The organism is Paenibacillus sp. FSL R5-0527 (assembly GCF_038008055.1).
Lineage (GTDB): Bacteria > Bacillota > Bacilli > Paenibacillales > Paenibacillaceae > Fontibacillus > Fontibacillus macerans.
In genome coordinates this window covers 1,549,424-1,566,137 of sequence record NZ_JBBOYI010000001.1, presented here as the reverse complement: position 1 = coordinate 1,566,137, position 16,714 = coordinate 1,549,424, and the positions used below count along the sequence as shown (strand labels likewise).

The following is a 16,714-nucleotide window of genomic DNA, read 5'->3' as shown; positions in this document are numbered from 1 at the left end:
ATAAACCCGACATGATAAACTGCCGCGTTTGAATGATCATGCTTATTCTCCTTCCCAGTTAATCGAGCACCGACTGCATGGTGCATCGGCAATTGACGATCTCTTTTGCCTCGCCCGCCGGATCGCCCGGATACATCAGTTTGCTATTCCCTACCTCAAAGGGTTCATCCAAGGGCTTAATCTGGCCATTCGCTTTTTTATGCGTTTTGCGTGTTCGGCTTCCGCCAGCGGAACGCCATTTCTTGCCCTTCACTACTTCTGACTGCTTCCATCCTTCGACCTTTCCGCCGTTCGCGGCCGCCGTGCTCATGGTTCGGGAAATCCGGACGGCACGTTTCATGGAGAAAGGTCCTTCCTCGCCCTCTGCCGCGGTCTTGCTGACCCCCTGAACGAGCAATGCCCGCTCGGAAGGTGTTTTCCCTTCTTCAATCGCTTTGCCGAAGCTACGCAGCAGTACATCTGTAGAAGATTTGTTCATGTCAGGTACTAGCTTCTTGAGCTTCTTCGTGAAACGACCAGCAGCCTTATTACTGGTGTTCCAAACCTTCTCCTTGTCCAACGCAGCTAACTCTGTTTCCCCAGCCAGGTGGAACAGCGGTTCAAATGCTTCCTGTACGGCCTGCTCAAACAGCTCCGCGAATACATCCGTTGTATGCAGTGCAATGAGTACCTTGGTCAGCTCGTCGATATCCCCCAGGGCTTCCTCGCTTAATTCTTCAATAGCGTCATGCAATGCCTGTCCTTGTAGCTCCAGAATCTCAATGATCTTGTCTTCGCCTTGCTTGTACAGTTCCTTCAGCACTTTACGCTCGGCGTGTGTCAGCTCAAGACTATCTAGAAACTCATCGTCATCGGCCTTGGCGATCAGCGCCCAACAGGACTCACACATGGAGAGCAGCCTCCTTGTCAGCCTGTTTTAACAAGCGCTTGGCAATTGTAGCAACGCGGTTTTGCAGGTCGTCCGTATCATCTTCAGATTCAGGATCGAGTATTGCCGGCTGACTGCTGGCGAGTTGGGCAATCGGCGTGTCCAGATATTTCGGATCGTACTTGCTCTCGTCAATGGTGGTCCCCAACACATCCTCGGCAATCGGTATCAGATCGCGCACAAGCATAATGCCGCGGTCTGCGATAAAGTCGAGCATTGCCTTGCGGTCCGCCGGATCAATGATGTTCGGTCCACGCAGCACTGCACGGACCCGGAAAATCTCCATGGCCGGGAAGAGCCGCTTGTTAAATACCTCGTTCATAATCCATTTCCGGTAAGGCTCAAATACCTGCTCTTCGGCGAATTGCAGCGCGGCCTGCGCCGTAGCCCGGTTGTAATCAGAACTCTGGCCAACCAGGATCGGCGGCAACCGAAAAGCAGACAGGATGTCCGCTTTCTTCTCCTTACCGTATTCCAGGAAGAGAGCGTCCTGCTGCAGAAGGTCATTCAGCTTGTCTAGCTTGATGGCCACCTTTTCAACCTTTTCATCCAGAATGCCACCTGTTTCCTCGCCGATCGCTTCCAAGTACAAGATGCCGCCCTGTGACTGCGAGCCCTTGACGTTTTTTAGCAGCTCTATGGATTGCTTTGTCAGGCGACCATTCGTGACCGTCAGAATCATGGAGAGCATCCGCCCATTGGAAAAATAGGACACGTTCAGTTCCTCGGCTTCCCGGGACCCAATAACCCCCGGGGCATTGCCGAACCAACGAGGTTCCCCGTAAGGACCATCGTTGCCTATCCTCAAGGGAATAATTTGGTTCTCAGAACCATCAGTTCCAAATGGGCGGAACCAAACCACCGATGTTCCGCGCTTCATGGCATAACGACGCGCATAGATTTCCTGTGTGAACTCCTCAACTTTCTTAGTAGAGCTGATACGCCGCTTCCGCCGGATCGTTACGCGGTTGCTTTCCTTGGTGCATCGTACATACTTTGGATCCATGCGAAAAATCGTTGGGAACTCACTACCGTCTGGCCAGGCTACTTCCACATTGGCCATCCCCGTGCTTTCTAAATCATCGATCAACTGGGAAATGATTTCATCAGGTGTGTCCTCCAGATTGCACGTTTCCAGGAACCGCTCAGCCCGGTCCCACTCCTCCTTAGCCGTGCTGTCATCTTCGCCAGGCAGATACTCCAATGCAATGCCGTATCCGGCGATGTTATGTTTGTAGGCCTCAATGCATTGCGGGATGATGTTGCTGTTTTTGACAAGCAATCTGCAGGAAGCAGGGTCATTCCCCGGTGCAAAGGGAAGCAGCCCATGCATGTCATACAGACTGTCAAAGGCATCCGGCAATTGGGCACTGGAGGGAATATGACGTTCACCTTCAGCCTTTGTAATCGGAATCCAAGCTGCATTTCCCTCACTCATTGTTAAATCCACCCCGCTCCCGTATTAGAATTTTCCTCAGCTCTTTTATTCTGTTTCTTCTCATACCATTCGAACCACTTATCAGCAACCTGACGAACCTGCAGTGCAATGGAATATGCAAGAATTCTATCGTCATGGCACCCGCTGTCTGCCTCGGCCTTGCCGTTTTTGTCAATAAGCGTCATACACTCGCTGTACAAGTCTGGACAGTAGATGTTGTAAAGCTCGTCCCGAATGGCTTCCTTGAAATCGGAAATCATGACAGGGCGAGTCGCTTGGTTGGTGTTCCAGCCAAGCGAAGCCTTCTTATGCATGTACAGAAGCGGATAATGGCACGTGTTGAACAATGTATTCAACACCGATTCCCCGGTATTGTTATTCTCCACCGCCAGCAGCGCCGTATTGTAATACAATCCCAGCGTGTTCAGCTTCTTGCCGTACAAGTCGGTGTCCCATTTGCCGTGTAGAGCGGCGCACATCTCGCCTGTACGCACCTCAAGGACGTAGGCAGCATCATAGTCACCGTCCTCTTTACCCTTGGCCGTATCAGCAGCCAGAACGTACCGTTTTCCCGGGTCCGGCTTCCGATAAATGACCAGCTCGCCAGCATGAGACGGAGTAACCTTGCCTTTTACAAAATCAATCTCATGCCGTTGACCGATTACGCTAATCGCATCACGCAGGCGCTTAATGAATTTGTTGTCGAAGATGCCTTCACCGGACAGCAGGAAAGCATCATCTGGTTCGGAAGGATACTCCTGGTCGAACTGCCGCGGATCGCCGCCACAATCATTCCGGATCGTATACCTGCGCCATTGCAATTGCTCATTATCCAAGCCGTACTTAACCTTCAGCTCCCGTTCCTCTTCCGTCAGCTCAAAGCCCGGGGGAACCGGCTTGCGGTAATCCGGCATTTCGTACCACGCAAAAAAGAGCGGAGTAAAGTCACTCTCGCCCTTGACGGCTGCATCCCACATTTGCTTAAACTCTTCCATGCCGTTCGCAGTGGATTCAATGACGCCTATGCTGCCCGGCTCCTTTGATAAAGCAGCAAGCAGGGACAGCAAATGCCGTTTTTTCTTCTTAGCTGGCCAGAACGCCACTTCGGAGGCATGCAGATAATGAATGGTGTCCGAACGGGCAAGGACCCGGCTTTCCGCTGTTTGAACGGTGATCTTCGACTTCAGCCCTGGGTTCTTCCGCCGGTCTGTCGTCCGGATCGCGGGATTTTCGAAGGTCAGCTTCTTGGCGTTGTTCTTCCTGGACATGGGCTGTATGATCGCCGGCACACGCTCGTAGTAGAGTTGGAACATATCATACAAGTTGTTTGAAGCCTCGGAAGATTGAGCAACGATAAAGGCGTTCTTGGCTTCCTGTAATGAAGTGAAGTAATATATCAATGCTTCCGTCACCGTGGAGAATCCCATCTGACGGGCTTTCAGGATGATTATGCGAACAGGCCTTCCGGCTTCGAGATCAGCAATCACCTTCATAGCGTAGCGACGCTGAGCATCGTTTAAAATCAGCGGCACCATCTGCCCCAGCTTGTTCTTGATCTTCAGCATGCGGAAACAGAATTGTTCGAAGTCTGAAAGGATGCCTTTCAGTTCGGCCAATTTCTCCGGCTTGTCGCGCAGCCTACGCTTTATGCGGCGTCGGTGTTCCTTAGCTAATGTCACTACCATTCCAAATCACCGTCATCATCGTTGTCATCGTCGTCATCCTCCTCCCCTTCCTTGCCGCCGTAACCCAGCGCCTTAAACTTGTCCAGTTCCAGACGTTCGCGGGCGATGGCCAGCTTTTCCTTCTCCTGTTCAATAGCAGCTATCTGAGCAAGGGTACGAAGTTTCTTGTCGCGGACCTTGTTAAGGTGTTCTTCCTGCTTGAGAATCTTATCCAATTTTGAAGCAACAACGGTCGTAACCTCCGTAACCTTCATACCTTCGGTCTCAACCGGCAAGTTTATCCGTTTCCCCGTTTTTGGACTGACATAAGGGACTTTATCCTGTCGCTGGCACAGTTCCTCCTTAATCTTTTTCTCCTCGTCGGTAAGCCCAGATTCAAGCTGTTTTATGCGGCGCATCGTTCGGCGTTCCTGGACGATAAGCGTTTTTAATGTCCGTTTAAGCTCGTCCAGTGTGTCAACCTCAATAGCTTCAAACAGCACTTGCTCCTGCTCATCGAGCGTGTCAAGAAAGATCGTTTCATAAATGCCATGCTTCAATGCCTTTTTATTCCTGAGCGGCCCGCCGTGTCCGCCGCGGTTCCCCTTGGCATTTTGATTTCCCGGGGGTGCCCCGCCGCGGTTACCGACGGCGTTTTTGTTCCCTTTGGGAGCGCCGCGACGTGGAGCGCTCCCTTTATCGTCGAGTGGAGCGCTCCCTTTGAGTGTTCCTTCCCAATTGTCCAGAGCCTTCCACTTTCGGACTTTGCTGTCCGGCACACCAAGAGCGGCGGCGATGTCCTTTAGCTTCATCGTCCCGCCGCTCTTGAGCCACATTTCTTTAGCCTTGTCCCGCTCGGGACTACGTTCTCTGGCCATTACATTACCACCACCCCCAACATCGACTTCCGAAGCATATAAAATATTTCTTCCCTTGGCCTGATATTATGCTGTATATTTAGCCCGAAAGGAGGTGTCCCATATGTTACCATTTGGCGTATATATTAAGGATGAAGTTCCTGGCGAGTGGAGGATCTACACACCGCAAGGTCTCATCGCACCATCTGGAACCATATCCAGACCTTACCCAACCAGAGAAGCTGCGTTAGAAGCTGCGAAAAAGGGAATCTACGATTAATTTCAAAGCTCGTCCTTCTGCAGCTCGATATCTATTTCAATCAACTTCTTCAGGTCGTCTACCGTCTTGATTTCGATACGGCCGTCCTGAAAATCTTTAACCCACTTGGCAATGCCGGCCTTTATGATCTTTCGGTACTGTGCCTTTGACTCGAGTATTCCTTCCATCACCGTGAGCTCATGCTGCAGGAGGATGTCTTTTTCCTCAGGTGTTCTCATTGCTGTTCCCCTCGGCTTTCCTTTATGATGGAATGCGAGATAGCGGATGTCTGCAAAATGCCACGCGTGGCGGGCCGCTATCTCAGCCGGGGGATACCCTGGGCCAAAGGGAGGACGTGACCGCGTCCTCCTTTTATTTTGGGTACGGTTTATGCAATGGGAGAATCTTTTTACGCATTTTTTTATTCATCGGCATGAGATATTTGTGTTTCCCAACTGTGATGTAGACTTCAGCATGAGGATCTAAGTTCTTTCGGATCCACTCTATTCGTTGACTACCTGTCCCATACTTTGAATGAATCGATTTTGGATGTACCTTCTTACCCTTTATGATGAAGTAATGCTCACCATCAGTTTTCCCTTCGTAAATCCAATTGGTTGCCTGGTAGATGCCGCCGTGATGGTTCTGTTCAACATCGGCATAGCTCACAATCAATTGGACATTAGGCGACTGCTCCTTTAGGAATTTGAGTGCCTTGGCCAGAATCTCCGAAACAAACGACTTATGCTTGGTTAACGCTACCCGCGTCAGCTCGCAGCATTCTTTCTGCGTCAAACCATAAGGTGAACCAATGTGTTGCGTAGCGCCCCTGCTGAAGATCACCACACCGATGAATTGGTCATCCTCCCAAGCCCCGACCTTGACGGACTTCCCGGCGGGCAAAGATTTGCTGTAGTGAAAGTTCTCGCAAGCAAATTTCGCGGCTTCATGTGTTGCCCAAGCTACTTTTAAATCAGTCATTCCCGTTCGAACTCCATTCCGCAATGCGGGCAGGTTACCAGTTTGGAACTCAGTACGCCCAGATCCCCCTGGTCATCTGCCGTGCCTTCCTCAAAATTTGGGATCTCAATCTCGCCAAGCACCTGCTTCAGCTCCACCTCATCAAAGCCGGATAATTCAATATCAGCACCAGCCTCCCGCAGCTCTGAGAGCAGCTGAGCCAGTGCATCCTCATCCCAGCGGCCGGAGACTTTGTTCAAAGCCAGGTTAAGCAGCCGCTCCTGCTCGTCGTCCAGGTTGACGACGGAAACCTCCAGCTCCGTGTGCCCAAGCTCGTGAACCAGGATCTTGTAGCGCTGATGCCCGCCGACCATGTTGCCGGTTCGCTCATTCCAAACGATCGGCTCAACGTATCCAAAGGATTCGATGCTGCGCCGCAGCTTTTCGTATTCCGGATCGCCCGGCTTCAGGTCTACGCGCGGGTTATAGGCCGCTGCGTTGATTTGGTCGAGTGGTATGATTCTGATGTCCATTGCGATGCTCCTTTCAATGTTTTTTGACAACAAAAAAACGCCATTTAAGGCGCTTTTGAAGAGTTTGCATCATCTGAATTGGGGATTACCCCAAACAACTCATTAATCCCTATTTGTATCTCGCTTATTTTGTGATTAATAATTTCCGTGTCGTAAGACGGCTTTCTCGCAGCCATCTCAAGGTCACTTACTCTCCGATTTAGATTTAGCAACACAGATGACATTTTATCCAGTATTTCATACAGCTTCTCGTCCTTCATAGCCGCCTCCCAACATTTGTTACTTCAACTTTACCATATTAACTCTATTGTGTTGAGTTGGTTTTCCATATGGGGACATGCAAAAATAGGGCCGTACAGCAACGCTGCGGCCCCTCCCTGCCCTTCTATGTAGTTCTGCCTCTATTCCGACGAACAAAGCACGGACGCCTGAAATCGACTTCTATTTAGCCATATGAGCAAAAGAAAAGCACCAAGGCACTTTACTCATCTATTTTTGGGACAGTTCTTTTTGACGTATTAATTTTTTCAATTCCTTTTTTTTCATCTTGTGTTTTTTTCCTATTGAATCAATAACGTATAGAGATTTTGTGTTTTCATCAACAGAATCAAAAGTGTGTAAAACAACTTGGTGTCGTTCACCTGGCTCCAATTTTTTAGGTAATCCTGGTACAACTATTATATAGTGCCCCGCACCTTCGACCTCACGTTTTAAATCAGTGGCTACCCGGTCTAAATGAATTGGTTTTCTTCCTACATTTGTAAACTCATAGTATAGAATCTTTTGAGTTTGTTTATAATCGTCCAGTAATAATCCATAGAAGCCAGAAACCTTTATTTTCCCCTTATCTCGTAAGGAGTTATAAATATTCCATATTAGAACCAGTGTTGATACAAAAGCTGCGTACGCAGCAATTATGTCTTTAATATCTATTAGAATCACCCCCTCGACTCATTTCGACGTCAGGTAGGTTTTTCCTCTTTCACACACCGCGGCTTCGGACAAAACTGCTTCGTCCCTGTCCAATGCCCCCAAATACAGCTTTTGCACCGTTCAGGCTGCTTCGGTTCCAAACGTGGTCGCTGCAGCTGATTACGTCTCCCGGCCATGTCGTCGCTCACCTCGATTCCTCGCCGACCTGCCATATGTCATCTTGACCAGCCATTTGATGATCTTCACGATCCATCACGCTCCGTTCGACAAAATAAAAAAGCCGCTCCGGGAAGGAACGACTTCGGAATATATATTCAGTTCATACCTGCAAAGAGATCCGTAAGAGCATTGCGACCGTGCCGGCCGCCGCAAAAACGCTGCGCTCTTTGCTATAAAAAATAAGTACTTAGTAACTAGATACGTAATACGTATGGCAAAACCATTTTAACGAGCTGCCGAAAATATAGTCAAAAATGCTGCCTCTTGAAATGAACCGAATTTCGCATTATCCCCCGATCACGCTCCTAATTCCTCACTATTTTGATATTGTCCGCCAAAAGGGTTATTCTGGAAGAAAGGGATCAATTGAAAGGAGGAACGCTGTTGACAACCACTAAAAAAGAGGCTGGCATAATTGCCGGCATAATCGTAGGTGCATTTTTACTTTCACTGATTGTGAATGCAATTCTAAAGACCCCATATTTAGTCCAATCCTTTTCACCAATATTCAAATGGTAATAGAAAAAGCGAGAAGAGGTACGCCCCGGTAATAATGCCGCAATCATGCGGCCGTGCGTGTCATTCTCGCCTTTTTCTATACTAACAATATAACAGGGAAAAATGGTCAGGTGGTGTTCAAAATTTCCCGGACTGCACCGCACTATCACCAGATTGTCGTCAAAATTCTTGCTTGATGTAATCATAAAAACCCGTTAATTTTAACGAGTTAGCCACGGACTCAATCCCCGTTTCAATTCGACGGTCTACAGTGCTGGCCGCCTCGCCTCTCCGCATAAACATAATTGTTTCCTTCCGAGAGTATCCTTCAATAAATCTAAAACGAATGGCTTCTTTTACTTCCAGATCAATGATTTGGTTGTATGCCCTATAAAGAAGCTCTGTGAAAATTTTATATTGTGAGTAAACCCATCTTTGCTTTTGATTCAGGATGACGGCATTTGCGGTCTTGTCCGCATGCAGATCCTCCTGATCGATCCGGCGAGCTGCTTCCCCATCGATCGCAACTTGTGCCATTTCCTTCTCGTGGTTTTCGAAGTCCTGCATAAACAAGCGCATCATTCTATATTTACCGAGGTAGAATTCCGCTTGCTGGATCTCCTCTTCCGATGCTTTTGCAAAAAGCTCACATTGTTCCCATGGTCCCCACGCCATCGCCATTCCCCTCAATCCCCTTTATGGTATAATTCATCGAGAGGAATAAATCACGATTGACCCCCGCCCCGGCCAAGGTTATGGGGGTCTTTAGGTGTTACTCTAATCCCAGGCCAATAGCCATTGATCTACCCAGAGTAATGCTCAGTAGCACCTTGTTTCCATCAATTTCATAGCCTACTCCTGGACACGTCCGTTCCAGATATCCATTAATGTCCTTCGTTTTCACAGTGCCTTGCTTTTTCCCATTAATAATTAGTTGATAAGTTTTCATGAGTGCATATTCCTCTCCTATTTAAGATATTTTCCCCAGCGTCCCTGCTTCGGAGCTGTAATTTCAAAAGCGAGCTGGTTCCGCGGCGCCGGTGGCTTGTCCGCTCCGATGCGGCGAAGGTGCTCGGCGAGCTGCTCCGGCGTCCAGATTTCCCGCTTAAGCCCCTTGTCCAGCATCCGGATCACCTTCCCCTAAAACAGCCTCGATTTTATATGTGGCAGCATCACAGATTTCGGACACTTTGCTTCTGGTCGATCGATTATCTTTAATTAATTTGAATCTTCCCCACGCTTCTTCTAGTGCTTTACGCAGGCGACCATTTTCCTCTTGTAGCAGCTTTCTGTTATGTTCCAGGCTTGATACCGAAAAGTCCCTATCGTTAATATCCCGTGCTTGCCTCTCAATTTCCGCAAACAATTCGTCAATGACTTCATCATAGGATTTACATGCCATAATAAGTCCTTGGATCGTATGTGTTGTTTTGGGCTGCAAATTGGATGTTTTCATGTGATGTTCCGTATTTTTTATAGCCAGCGCTAACTCTGGTTTTGACCATACATGCAGTTTTTTCAATTCTGCGATCCTTGCGTTCATACCATTCCCTCCCCCGGAAACTCATCCCACGTTCTTCCGTTCAGCAGCCGGCCGGCGGCATTTTTTCCGACTTTCCAAACCAACTCATCGTCAGACGAACGAGTCCCAAAATCGTAAGCGACACTCGCGGGTATATGATCGTCGAAGTTACTTCCCGGCGACCACTCTCCCCATTGTTTGAAGAAAAACGGGACGCCGGTCGCCTGGCATTGGTCCCGCAGACTTCGTGCCCAATCAGGGTGCATCGGCCGTGCCTTGGAGCCGCTCTCCCCGCCGACGATGACCCAGTCGATACCATCGATAGCTGAAACTCCGTAACCTTCATTGTTCGGATGCTCAATCTGGAATGTGCCTCGGACGGACTCCAGGTCAACCGGTCCCAACAGCGGCTGCTCGCAGGATAGGAACCGTACCGCCGCCGGCGTCTGCAGCAGCATCGGAATGCGCTCATCAGCCGCCTGCTGATTCTCCACGCTGACGCCAAGCCAAACATTCGGAAGCGGCCATTCTGGCCATTTGGGCAATGTGCTTCCGGGCGGCGCAATGTTTGCTGCATCCTCCGGACTCATCCATCCCCACTGTTCCATGTAAGGAGAAATATCCGCGAGTTTATCCTTCGCAAAGGGCGAGCCGGGATGCGTCATATATTTGAACATCCGCTCCGGCCGCTTGGTCAGAATCTGGAATGTATGCTCGGGGCACAGCGCCATGACGGCGAAAACCTGATCGATGTAGTCGTCCGGTACATCCTGGTGAAATAAGTCGCTCATGCTGTTGACGAATATCCGGCGCGGGCGCCGCCACCGCAGCGGCTGGTCCAGCTTCTCCGGCCGAAGCGTAATCTTAAAGCCTGTTTCAAAGTAATGCCCCGGCGTTCCCTCGAACCGCTCTGTGAAAGTCTTGGCGTAGCAGTTGCGGCAGCCCTCCGACACCTTTGTGCAGCCTGTGACCGGGTTCCAGGTCGCGTCAGCCCATTCGATTCCTGTTTTGTCGCTCATGGCCGGCCCCCCCAATTCCACAACCTCTGCTGCCCCTTGGCCGGGATTGGCTCCGGCAGTCGGCGGACGTCGGTAAGCTCCCAGGCAAAGCGCCCCTTTTCATACCAGCCGAAATGAAATTCGTTGTCCAATGTGCTGAAATGAGTCTTGCGCTTCTCGGATTCCAAAATAACCACGCCGCCCAGCACATCCCGGAAAACCTTGAAGCATTCCCTTAATTCTGATACGGCCACCACCGCCCCAGTAGGCAGGTTGTCTGCGGTATACCCGTGTTTGGCAAGCACACTGCGGAATGGTTCCTGCTCGCAGATTTCCCGGTCCACCTTCTTTCCGGCGTGGATCGCGAGCGAGCCTCTGTGCTTTGTCGGCCAACTGCGCGTCTCGAATCGCTTCTCGCCTAGGGCGATTAATGAAGCCCAGGGCTGGAGTATCGTTATGGCCTTCATATTTGCTCCTCCTTCAGTATCCTTACAATATCCCAGAGCAACCCATTTTCAGTTTTTAAACGAGATATTTTAATCTCCAACTCTTTAATCCGCGAGTTCAGAGACCTTACCTCTTCATCTCTCTTCATGTCTGAATCTGAGAATTGTTCTTCGGAGTTTTTTGTCTCAACCAACCCCCACTCCTTCTTACGTCTGTATAAAGCAGAATCACCCATGCCGAATTGTTTAGCGATACGAGCATCCGTGTACCCCTTCAATCGGAGCTCTTGATATTGCTCCTTTGTGACATTGAATTTTTTCTGCAATAAAGTCCCCTCGCTTCCCTTATCTAGGCCGAAATATATGGCCGCCTTCTTCTGCACCTCGGATAACATATTGGTAATATCCTTACAGGTACACAACATATGTCTTGCGATTTCGAAGAGCTTTAATCCGTCCATCATATATTTGAGCATTTTTGTTTCACCTGGTTCCAACGTCTGGATGAACTGCTCAACAATGATTTCGCTCATATCATCCTCACATTTGATGAGGTCGATCAATTCAACTCCTGGCTTCTCAATTCCAAACTTTACATGTTGATTCAAAGACTTGATCTCTTTTAGTCGGGTGAATTGTAATATCTTTGCTGCCCTATCAGGGCGAATCCCAAGTGATTCTGCTACCTTCTCCGGGGATTTGTTCTTTATGTCTTCTTGAAAAATCTGATGAATCAAGCGGTTAGTTTTTTGAGGTAACCGGATGATTGCAGCCTTATCCCGAATATAGTTGACTATGTGGCCTTTGATGTAGGGATAAGCATATGAATAAAAGCCGCCCCGACAGGGATCGAATCTTTCGTAAGCCAATAGTAATCCAATCGTCCCCTCGCTGATCAAGTCTTCTAAATCTATCCCAGTTGCATAACAAAGTGCTCTGTACTTACCAGCAATTCGCCGTACAAATTTGAGACTTTCTCTAATAACTTCTTCTTTTTGCCTGGCAGAAGAAGTGGTTTCCTGTAGCTTTAGAATAGCCATAGCTTCATCCAGCCGGCACTTCTTTGTCAGCAACCACCCGGAGCGTCCGGGGGCCGGGACCCTTGGTCACGAACCCCTTCCGGACGAGCTGATCCAATAAATTAAAAGCAGTAGACGAGGATTGAAGCCCCAAATGATCAGCCATCTCCCGGATCGTCGGAGGGTAGCCTTTACTGGCTACGAAAGATTTTATGAATTCAAGCGCCTCAGTTTGGCGCCGGGTTAGTGGTTTGTTGGCCATCGTGTTTCCCCCTAAAATAATGTCAATTGAATTGGCTTATCGATTTCCTTTGTTCGCTTTCTTAGCTTAGCTGTTCTCTCCGGTTTTCCAATCACATCGGGAGCCGGTTCCGGAGCAGCTTTCATCAATTCGTCCAACTTTTTAAAGGTCCGTCGCCAGTGCCACACGTCCGAAAAATAAAGGGGCGTGTACCAAACATCCCTGCCGTCTAAATTGTCTGTGGCCGGCTGGCTGAGCGTGTCTCCGATTACTACGTACCCAGCGCAGCCGAGCAACGATAGCTGGATGTAGCACATCAGCGCGGCCGTCTGATCAATGTCCTGGGCAACAAACAGCACATGATTCTGATAGTTAACCCCTTTGGACCTGGCCGCATTCGCAAAGGCGATCAGAAGAGCTCCAGCCCCGCATGCCGGATCATTCACTGAAATGTAACCTTTACACTCGACCAGCGTTTTTATGTCACCGGCTTGCATCTCCCCCATCGCTCGGCAGAGGCTATAGGGAGTGAAAAACTGACCTTTCCAATGGCTACCGAGCTCGAGCTGCATAAACAAGTTTCCGAGAAAATCCTGTTCCGGATCCGCGTCTAGGGCCTCGACCACCGTGGACAGCAGTTCCTGGAAAATCTTCTGCTCCTTTTCGTCGTACCTGGCGATCCGCTCAAGGTACTGCTGCTCTCGCTCGTCATATCTCGCTCGATCAAACCGGTTGGAAATCGCGCAAGCGGCCATCAGGATGAAGTCGCTCCAAACTTGCCAGCTTTGCTGTTTGTATGAGAGCCGCTGAAAGGTATCCACAAAGCGCTTTTGGTAAGTAGTTAAGCCGAGTGTGCTTTTGACCATTTTGTAACCTCATATGCTTGCTCGTTATGCGCCTGAAAGAACCGTTGCACATGCTCCGTCACATCCTGGCCAGGAAGCAACTCGGCGAGATCGGTCGCAACAAATCCAACCACTATCTGCAACAACTCGAACAGTTCGCGCATGATACGTTCCCTGTCCAGACCCGCCGATTCAAACGTTCCGCCAAGGGCATCAAGCCCTTGGTACACATTTAGCCGTTCCCGAACGGGATCGGTGCCGGCGACGATCGGAACGTGTAGCGTGACTGATGTTCCAAATGCCGGCGCCACAATCTTGCCGGCCTGCCTTACTGCGGAAAGCTCCTCTTGCAACCTTTTGTTCTCTGCCTCCAGCTCAGCAATCCGTGCACCGGCTTGGTCAGAAATCACAGCAGCTCCGGTTAATGCATCTTTCAGCCTTGAAATTTCGTCTGCCTGATCCTGCGCCACTGCCGTAAAGCGTTTCTGAACGCTCTCCGCCTCTTCACGAGCCTTCTTCAACTCACCTTCCAGATCAGCAATATACTCGCCTTTACGTTCAACGTCGTTTTTCCATAGAGCGACCGCGGCCTGAAGCTCTGCCAGCTCCTGATCCTGATTGGTGGGGCGTTTCTCCTCAAAAGGCTCAGCTTTTGGTGCCTGCTTCGCAGGCGCTAGAAGCTCCAATTCCCGTTCTTCCGCATCAACCTCTTTAATGCCCCAGTCCTTAAGCAATTTATAAAATGTGGCGTAGCCAACCCCCAACTGTTTGACGATCTGATTCCTGTTCTTCCCGCTCAATCTTAACTGCAGATATTGCTCTTTGGTCATATTGATTTCAGCCTTTACCCCTTTGGCCATTTCCCCCGTACCTCCCCTATACTTCTCCAGTTCCTCAGGCGTCAAAGTGTACTCAATCACCGGCCCGCTCCCCCGCGTGCGTGCTTCAACATCCCGGCGTGGAACCGGAATGACATTTCGCTCACTCGTCCTGGCTGCCACATCCTACACCTCCATACTCAATTTCGCTTCTCCCCACGTTTTCTTTGGCGCATCTTTCGATAGATGTCCGCCATAATAATGCCTGTCCGGGTGAGCTCCGCGTTATTTTGAATCAGACCTTTTTTGTTCAGGACCGCGAGTTGGGCTCGAGAAACCAGAATTAAATTATTCGTATCAAAATTGCGCCGGTTCCCGTCGCCAAATATGACGACGTGTCCTTTAGGGATAGGCCCGTTATGCTGCTCCCAGATAAGATTATGCTTTCCCCTCCATTTGTTCGGGTCTGCAATCTTGACGTCTACGTAGTCATAGCCATTGACCCTTTCCGAACCTACTGGAACATAATTGTGTGGCGTATGCCCTTTTTTGAACTGTGTCTCAACTCCGCCCTGACATAATCCCTTTTTTCCTTTATTGAAAGGAACGCTGCCTGGTTTGAATCTAGAATCGACGCCGCTCTTCAAACCATTGTTTTTCACGAAAGCACGGATTTGCGACTGCTTAAGCTCGATACCGAACTTTGAATTGATCAAATCAGTCAATTCGGGAATCAACTGACCTTGCACATTGGATCGGATAAATTCCTTCTGCTCTGGGGTAAACCGGAACATCTATCGTCCCTCCAGCATTTGGGGAATAGTCGTGTTCGCATTCATTCTGTCATCGGCAAGTTTTATAGATTCCAGAACGAGAGTCCCGTTCGCAATAATCTGAGACGCTACGCTCGTAACGGCTTTCGCTCTATTGATTTCATCTGCCAATTTATCCCCGGCTAGCTCCTCGTCACTCAAGCGTTCAAGTTGGGCAAATAAATGGTTGTTCAAATCTCCTAACGTATTTCGCATATTCAATCCCCCATAAGAATAAGATCATATGTTTGGTCACACGGCCACAAACGACCCGCCCGGATCGGTATGGCCCCGGGTATGGAGGAAAGCGGCTTATGCCGCTCCCCCGTCTTTCATCATCTTAGTAACACGTTTTTTATATTCGGAGTACTTAGAACTAATCTGAGAACTCGAAACGCCTGCTTCCTGGGCGATCTGCATCCATGTCTTGCCTTCACTCTTGCGTCGTTTCAGGAGTTGCGGGAAATCGAAAGGAATATCTTCGAAAACCGGTTGTTGATTCAAGATATACTCCTCCAGCTCCTCCTTGCCGATCTCGACCTCCCCAGCCGGGTCGCCACCAGCCGGGGTTCCCGCTTCCGGATCATGCTGGCCACCGTCATCCGTAAAGTCCATTTCCCCCTCGACGGAGTCGCCGCCATCCGTCATCCATTCCGGGACATTCTCGCCGAGTCCTGAGCCCAATTCCGTCTGGCCGGGATCGCCGGCATCCTCTCCGCCTGCAGGAGCCGCACCTTCTTGTTCCCCGGCGGTGGAGCCGTCCTCATTCTCCAAGTCCTGACCAAATAACGTTTGCTCGTTCTCGTCGTCCTCCTGGCCTTCCGGCTTCTCAACCTTAGTCACGACGCCAGATTGGTCAGTGGTCACGAAGCGACCGGTAAGTTTCTGATACATGGGATCCTCATCCCCGAAGTCAAAGGAACCTTGTGGGTCACCCAAGAAGACGTTAATCTTCTCACCCTGATTACTGCTTAGGAAAATCAAATGCTCCTGTGCAGATTTCAGCGGAATTAGCAATTTCAACTCCACATTTGATTCCTTGATATTGATTCCTTTCGCAATTTCAGCCGTAAATTTCGCATAATCTTCCACGTTCACGCCACCCCTTTAATAAATTTTTGATGATATGCCCAGCAAAGAGCGATTGCGTCGGACGGATCAAAAAGACGTCCCTTCAAGTCCCCTGCTTTGATCTTCTTTTTCGGATCATCTTTCTTGTAGTAAACCGGCACTGCGATCTCGTCATAATCCAAATCAAAAAGCATCTGCATTTCGATTGCGACCGTCTCTTTATCCGCATTTCCCTTGCCAGTTTGCAATTTAAGCTCAGACGGCCGAATAGCAGCCATTTTCACTCCGATATGCAGAGCAGCCAACGTGACCATCGAATACGCTCCGACCAGGGCAATAACACTATTGGCATTCTTGAAATGCACTGGCCGCTCCAGGACGATAATATCAGGACGATGCTTCTTAATCAGGCCAATCGTGTCCTGATACACCGCATCAAGCACGTTAGGCATTTTGATCGCGGTATAATCGCGGAGGCCAAAATCGAGAGGTTTCCCGCGCTCCATCGTTGCCCAGCCCGCGTAATTTGTGCCGTGATCTACTCCCATAATCCTCATATCTCGGATCTCCTTCCCGTAATGCCGGTTCAAATAGCACATAAACCTCACCGATCTGCCGTCCATCGTCGTCGTAAATCAAATCCCAGGGAACGT

The 16,714-nt window shown here is 49.6% G+C and carries 24 protein-coding genes; all 24 read right to left on the bottom strand.

What is annotated here, in order from left to right:
* Positions 1 to 58 precede the first annotated feature (58 nt).
* The 24 genes from NYE69_RS06935 to NYE69_RS06820 all read right to left on the bottom strand — a co-directional run bounded on the left by NYE69_RS06935 (position 59) and on the right by NYE69_RS06820 (position 16,618).
* On the bottom strand, positions 59 to 889 hold the full coding sequence (locus NYE69_RS06935; RefSeq protein ID WP_340925406.1) for a phage minor head protein: 831 nt from the start codon (positions 887 to 889) through the stop codon (positions 59 to 61).
* The gene (locus tag NYE69_RS06930) at positions 882 to 2,366 is read right to left on the bottom strand and encodes a phage portal protein (protein WP_340925405.1); all 1,485 of its coding nucleotides are present in this window, start codon (positions 2,364 to 2,366) and stop codon (positions 882 to 884) included. Before NYE69_RS06930 ends, NYE69_RS06935 begins: the two co-directional genes overlap by 8 nt.
* 2 nt (positions 2,367 to 2,368) lie before the next feature.
* Positions 2,369 to 4,051, bottom strand: coding sequence for a DNA packaging protein (locus tag NYE69_RS06925; protein ID WP_340925404.1), 1,683 nt, complete (start codon positions 4,049 to 4,051; stop codon positions 2,369 to 2,371).
* A complete protein-coding gene (locus NYE69_RS06920; protein ID WP_340925403.1) occupies positions 4,045 to 4,908 on the bottom strand; it encodes a phage terminase small subunit-related protein in 864 nt (287 codons plus the stop codon). Before NYE69_RS06920 ends, NYE69_RS06925 begins: the two co-directional genes overlap by 7 nt.
* A 261-nt stretch (positions 4,909 to 5,169) precedes the next feature.
* A complete protein-coding gene (locus NYE69_RS06915) occupies positions 5,170 to 5,385 on the bottom strand; it encodes a hypothetical protein (protein WP_340925402.1) in 216 nt (71 codons plus the stop codon).
* A gap of 133 nt (positions 5,386 to 5,518) precedes the next feature.
* Entirely contained in the window at positions 5,519 to 6,127 is a 609-nt protein-coding gene (locus NYE69_RS06910) for a Mom family adenine methylcarbamoylation protein (RefSeq protein WP_340925401.1), read from the bottom strand.
* Entirely contained in the window at positions 6,124 to 6,639 is a 516-nt protein-coding gene (locus NYE69_RS06905; RefSeq protein WP_340925400.1) for a ParB N-terminal domain-containing protein, read from the bottom strand. Before NYE69_RS06905 ends, NYE69_RS06910 begins: the two co-directional genes overlap by 4 nt.
* A gap of 44 nt (positions 6,640 to 6,683) precedes the next feature.
* On the bottom strand, positions 6,684 to 6,899 hold the full coding sequence (locus NYE69_RS06900) for a hypothetical protein (RefSeq protein WP_340925399.1): 216 nt from the start codon (positions 6,897 to 6,899) through the stop codon (positions 6,684 to 6,686).
* Positions 6,900 to 7,128: 229 nt separating this feature from the next.
* A complete protein-coding gene (locus tag NYE69_RS06895) occupies positions 7,129 to 7,581 on the bottom strand; it encodes a hypothetical protein (protein WP_340925398.1) in 453 nt (150 codons plus the stop codon).
* A gap of 572 nt (positions 7,582 to 8,153) precedes the next feature.
* Positions 8,154 to 8,495: a hypothetical protein gene (locus NYE69_RS06890; protein WP_340925397.1), complete on the bottom strand. Its 342-nt coding sequence runs from the start codon at positions 8,493 to 8,495 to the stop codon at positions 8,154 to 8,156.
* Positions 8,470 to 8,970 (bottom strand): hypothetical protein, encoded by a 501-nt coding sequence (locus NYE69_RS06885; protein ID WP_340925396.1) that lies wholly within the window; start codon positions 8,968 to 8,970, stop codon positions 8,470 to 8,472. Before NYE69_RS06885 ends, NYE69_RS06890 begins: the two co-directional genes overlap by 26 nt.
* A gap of 91 nt (positions 8,971 to 9,061) precedes the next feature.
* Positions 9,062 to 9,238, bottom strand: a complete 177-nt coding sequence (locus NYE69_RS06880; protein ID WP_340925395.1) for a hypothetical protein — start codon at positions 9,236 to 9,238, stop codon at positions 9,062 to 9,064.
* 17 nt (positions 9,239 to 9,255) lie between these two features.
* On the bottom strand, positions 9,256 to 9,414 hold the full coding sequence (locus tag NYE69_RS06875) for a hypothetical protein (protein WP_340925394.1): 159 nt from the start codon (positions 9,412 to 9,414) through the stop codon (positions 9,256 to 9,258).
* Positions 9,395 to 9,832 carry a hypothetical protein gene (locus tag NYE69_RS06870; RefSeq protein WP_340925393.1) on the bottom strand — a complete coding sequence of 146 codons (438 nt, stop codon included), beginning with the start codon at positions 9,830 to 9,832 and terminating at the stop codon, positions 9,395 to 9,397. The genes NYE69_RS06875 and NYE69_RS06870 overlap by 20 nt, the downstream gene beginning before the upstream one ends.
* Positions 9,829 to 10,830, bottom strand: coding sequence for a DUF5131 family protein (locus NYE69_RS06865; RefSeq protein ID WP_340925392.1), 1,002 nt, complete (start codon positions 10,828 to 10,830; stop codon positions 9,829 to 9,831). Before NYE69_RS06865 ends, NYE69_RS06870 begins: the two co-directional genes overlap by 4 nt.
* Positions 10,827 to 11,276 carry an ASCH domain-containing protein gene (locus tag NYE69_RS06860; protein WP_340925391.1) on the bottom strand — a complete coding sequence of 150 codons (450 nt, stop codon included), beginning with the start codon at positions 11,274 to 11,276 and terminating at the stop codon, positions 10,827 to 10,829. Before NYE69_RS06860 ends, NYE69_RS06865 begins: the two co-directional genes overlap by 4 nt.
* Complete coding sequence (locus tag NYE69_RS06855) at positions 11,273 to 12,295, bottom strand: sigma-70 family RNA polymerase sigma factor (protein ID WP_340925390.1); 1,023 nt, start codon at positions 12,293 to 12,295, stop codon at positions 11,273 to 11,275. Before NYE69_RS06855 ends, NYE69_RS06860 begins: the two co-directional genes overlap by 4 nt.
* A 4-nt stretch (positions 12,296 to 12,299) precedes the next feature.
* A complete protein-coding gene (locus NYE69_RS06850; protein ID WP_340925389.1) occupies positions 12,300 to 12,536 on the bottom strand; it encodes a LexA family protein in 237 nt (78 codons plus the stop codon).
* A gap of 11 nt (positions 12,537 to 12,547) precedes the next feature.
* Positions 12,548 to 13,381, bottom strand: coding sequence for an N-6 DNA methylase (locus NYE69_RS06845; protein ID WP_340925388.1), 834 nt, complete (start codon positions 13,379 to 13,381; stop codon positions 12,548 to 12,550).
* Positions 13,357 to 14,220, bottom strand: coding sequence for a hypothetical protein (locus tag NYE69_RS06840; protein ID WP_340925387.1), 864 nt, complete (start codon positions 14,218 to 14,220; stop codon positions 13,357 to 13,359). The genes NYE69_RS06845 and NYE69_RS06840 overlap by 25 nt, the downstream gene beginning before the upstream one ends.
* Positions 14,221 to 14,378: 158 nt before the next feature.
* Positions 14,379 to 14,972, bottom strand: a complete 594-nt coding sequence (locus NYE69_RS06835; protein ID WP_340925386.1) for an HNH endonuclease signature motif containing protein — start codon at positions 14,970 to 14,972, stop codon at positions 14,379 to 14,381.
* Positions 14,973 to 15,206, bottom strand: a complete 234-nt coding sequence (locus tag NYE69_RS06830; protein WP_340925385.1) for a hypothetical protein — start codon at positions 15,204 to 15,206, stop codon at positions 14,973 to 14,975. It abuts the gene before it with no gap.
* 96 nt (positions 15,207 to 15,302) lie between these two features.
* Positions 15,303 to 16,082, bottom strand: a complete 780-nt coding sequence (locus tag NYE69_RS06825; protein WP_340925384.1) for a hypothetical protein — start codon at positions 16,080 to 16,082, stop codon at positions 15,303 to 15,305.
* A 2-nt stretch (positions 16,083 to 16,084) separates the two neighbouring features.
* Positions 16,085 to 16,618 carry a crossover junction endodeoxyribonuclease RuvC gene (locus NYE69_RS06820; protein ID WP_340925383.1) on the bottom strand — a complete coding sequence of 178 codons (534 nt, stop codon included), beginning with the start codon at positions 16,616 to 16,618 and terminating at the stop codon, positions 16,085 to 16,087.
* Between the last annotated feature and the right edge of the window lie 96 nt (positions 16,619 to 16,714).

What these genes read in the sequence shown, in the direction of transcription:
- NYE69_RS06935 (WP_340925406.1), bottom strand. Translation starts at nt 889, where the DNA reads ATGTGTGAGTCCTGTTGGGCGCTGATCGCCAAGGCCGATGACGATGAG.
- NYE69_RS06930 (WP_340925405.1), bottom strand. Translation starts at nt 2,366, where the DNA reads ATGAGTGAGGGAAATGCAGCTTGGATTCCGATTACAAAGGCTGAAGGT.
- NYE69_RS06925 (WP_340925404.1), bottom strand. Translation starts at nt 4,051, where the DNA reads ATGGTAGTGACATTAGCTAAGGAACACCGACGCCGCATAAAGCGTAGG.
- NYE69_RS06920 (WP_340925403.1), bottom strand. Translation starts at nt 4,908, where the DNA reads ATGGCCAGAGAACGTAGTCCCGAGCGGGACAAGGCTAAAGAAATGTGG.
- NYE69_RS06915 (WP_340925402.1), bottom strand. Translation starts at nt 5,385, where the DNA reads ATGAGAACACCTGAGGAAAAAGACATCCTCCTGCAGCATGAGCTCACG.
- NYE69_RS06910 (WP_340925401.1), bottom strand. Translation starts at nt 6,127, where the DNA reads ATGACTGATTTAAAAGTAGCTTGGGCAACACATGAAGCCGCGAAATTT.
- NYE69_RS06905 (WP_340925400.1), bottom strand. Translation starts at nt 6,639, where the DNA reads ATGGACATCAGAATCATACCACTCGACCAAATCAACGCAGCGGCCTAT.
- NYE69_RS06900 (WP_340925399.1), bottom strand. Translation starts at nt 6,899, where the DNA reads ATGAAGGACGAGAAGCTGTATGAAATACTGGATAAAATGTCATCTGTG.
- NYE69_RS06890 (WP_340925397.1), bottom strand. Translation starts at nt 8,495, where the DNA reads ATGATTACATCAAGCAAGAATTTTGACGACAATCTGGTGATAGTGCGG.
- NYE69_RS06885 (WP_340925396.1), bottom strand. Translation starts at nt 8,970, where the DNA reads ATGGCGATGGCGTGGGGACCATGGGAACAATGTGAGCTTTTTGCAAAA.
- NYE69_RS06880 (WP_340925395.1), bottom strand. Translation starts at nt 9,238, where the DNA reads ATGAAAACTTATCAACTAATTATTAATGGGAAAAAGCAAGGCACTGTG.
- NYE69_RS06875 (WP_340925394.1), bottom strand. Translation starts at nt 9,414, where the DNA reads ATGCTGGACAAGGGGCTTAAGCGGGAAATCTGGACGCCGGAGCAGCTC.
- NYE69_RS06870 (WP_340925393.1), bottom strand. Translation starts at nt 9,832, where the DNA reads ATGAACGCAAGGATCGCAGAATTGAAAAAACTGCATGTATGGTCAAAA.
- NYE69_RS06865 (WP_340925392.1), bottom strand. Translation starts at nt 10,830, where the DNA reads ATGAGCGACAAAACAGGAATCGAATGGGCTGACGCGACCTGGAACCCG.
- NYE69_RS06860 (WP_340925391.1), bottom strand. Translation starts at nt 11,276, where the DNA reads ATGAAGGCCATAACGATACTCCAGCCCTGGGCTTCATTAATCGCCCTA.
- NYE69_RS06855 (WP_340925390.1), bottom strand. Translation starts at nt 12,295, where the DNA reads ATGGCTATTCTAAAGCTACAGGAAACCACTTCTTCTGCCAGGCAAAAA.
- NYE69_RS06850 (WP_340925389.1), bottom strand. Translation starts at nt 12,536, where the DNA reads ATGGCCAACAAACCACTAACCCGGCGCCAAACTGAGGCGCTTGAATTC.
- NYE69_RS06845 (WP_340925388.1), bottom strand. Translation starts at nt 13,381, where the DNA reads ATGGTCAAAAGCACACTCGGCTTAACTACTTACCAAAAGCGCTTTGTG.
- NYE69_RS06840 (WP_340925387.1), bottom strand. Translation starts at nt 14,220, where the DNA reads ATGGCCAAAGGGGTAAAGGCTGAAATCAATATGACCAAAGAGCAATAT.
- NYE69_RS06835 (WP_340925386.1), bottom strand. Translation starts at nt 14,972, where the DNA reads ATGTTCCGGTTTACCCCAGAGCAGAAGGAATTTATCCGATCCAATGTG.
- NYE69_RS06830 (WP_340925385.1), bottom strand. Translation starts at nt 15,206, where the DNA reads ATGCGAAATACGTTAGGAGATTTGAACAACCATTTATTTGCCCAACTT.
- NYE69_RS06820 (WP_340925383.1), bottom strand. Translation starts at nt 16,618, where the DNA reads ATGAGGATTATGGGAGTAGATCACGGCACAAATTACGCGGGCTGGGCA.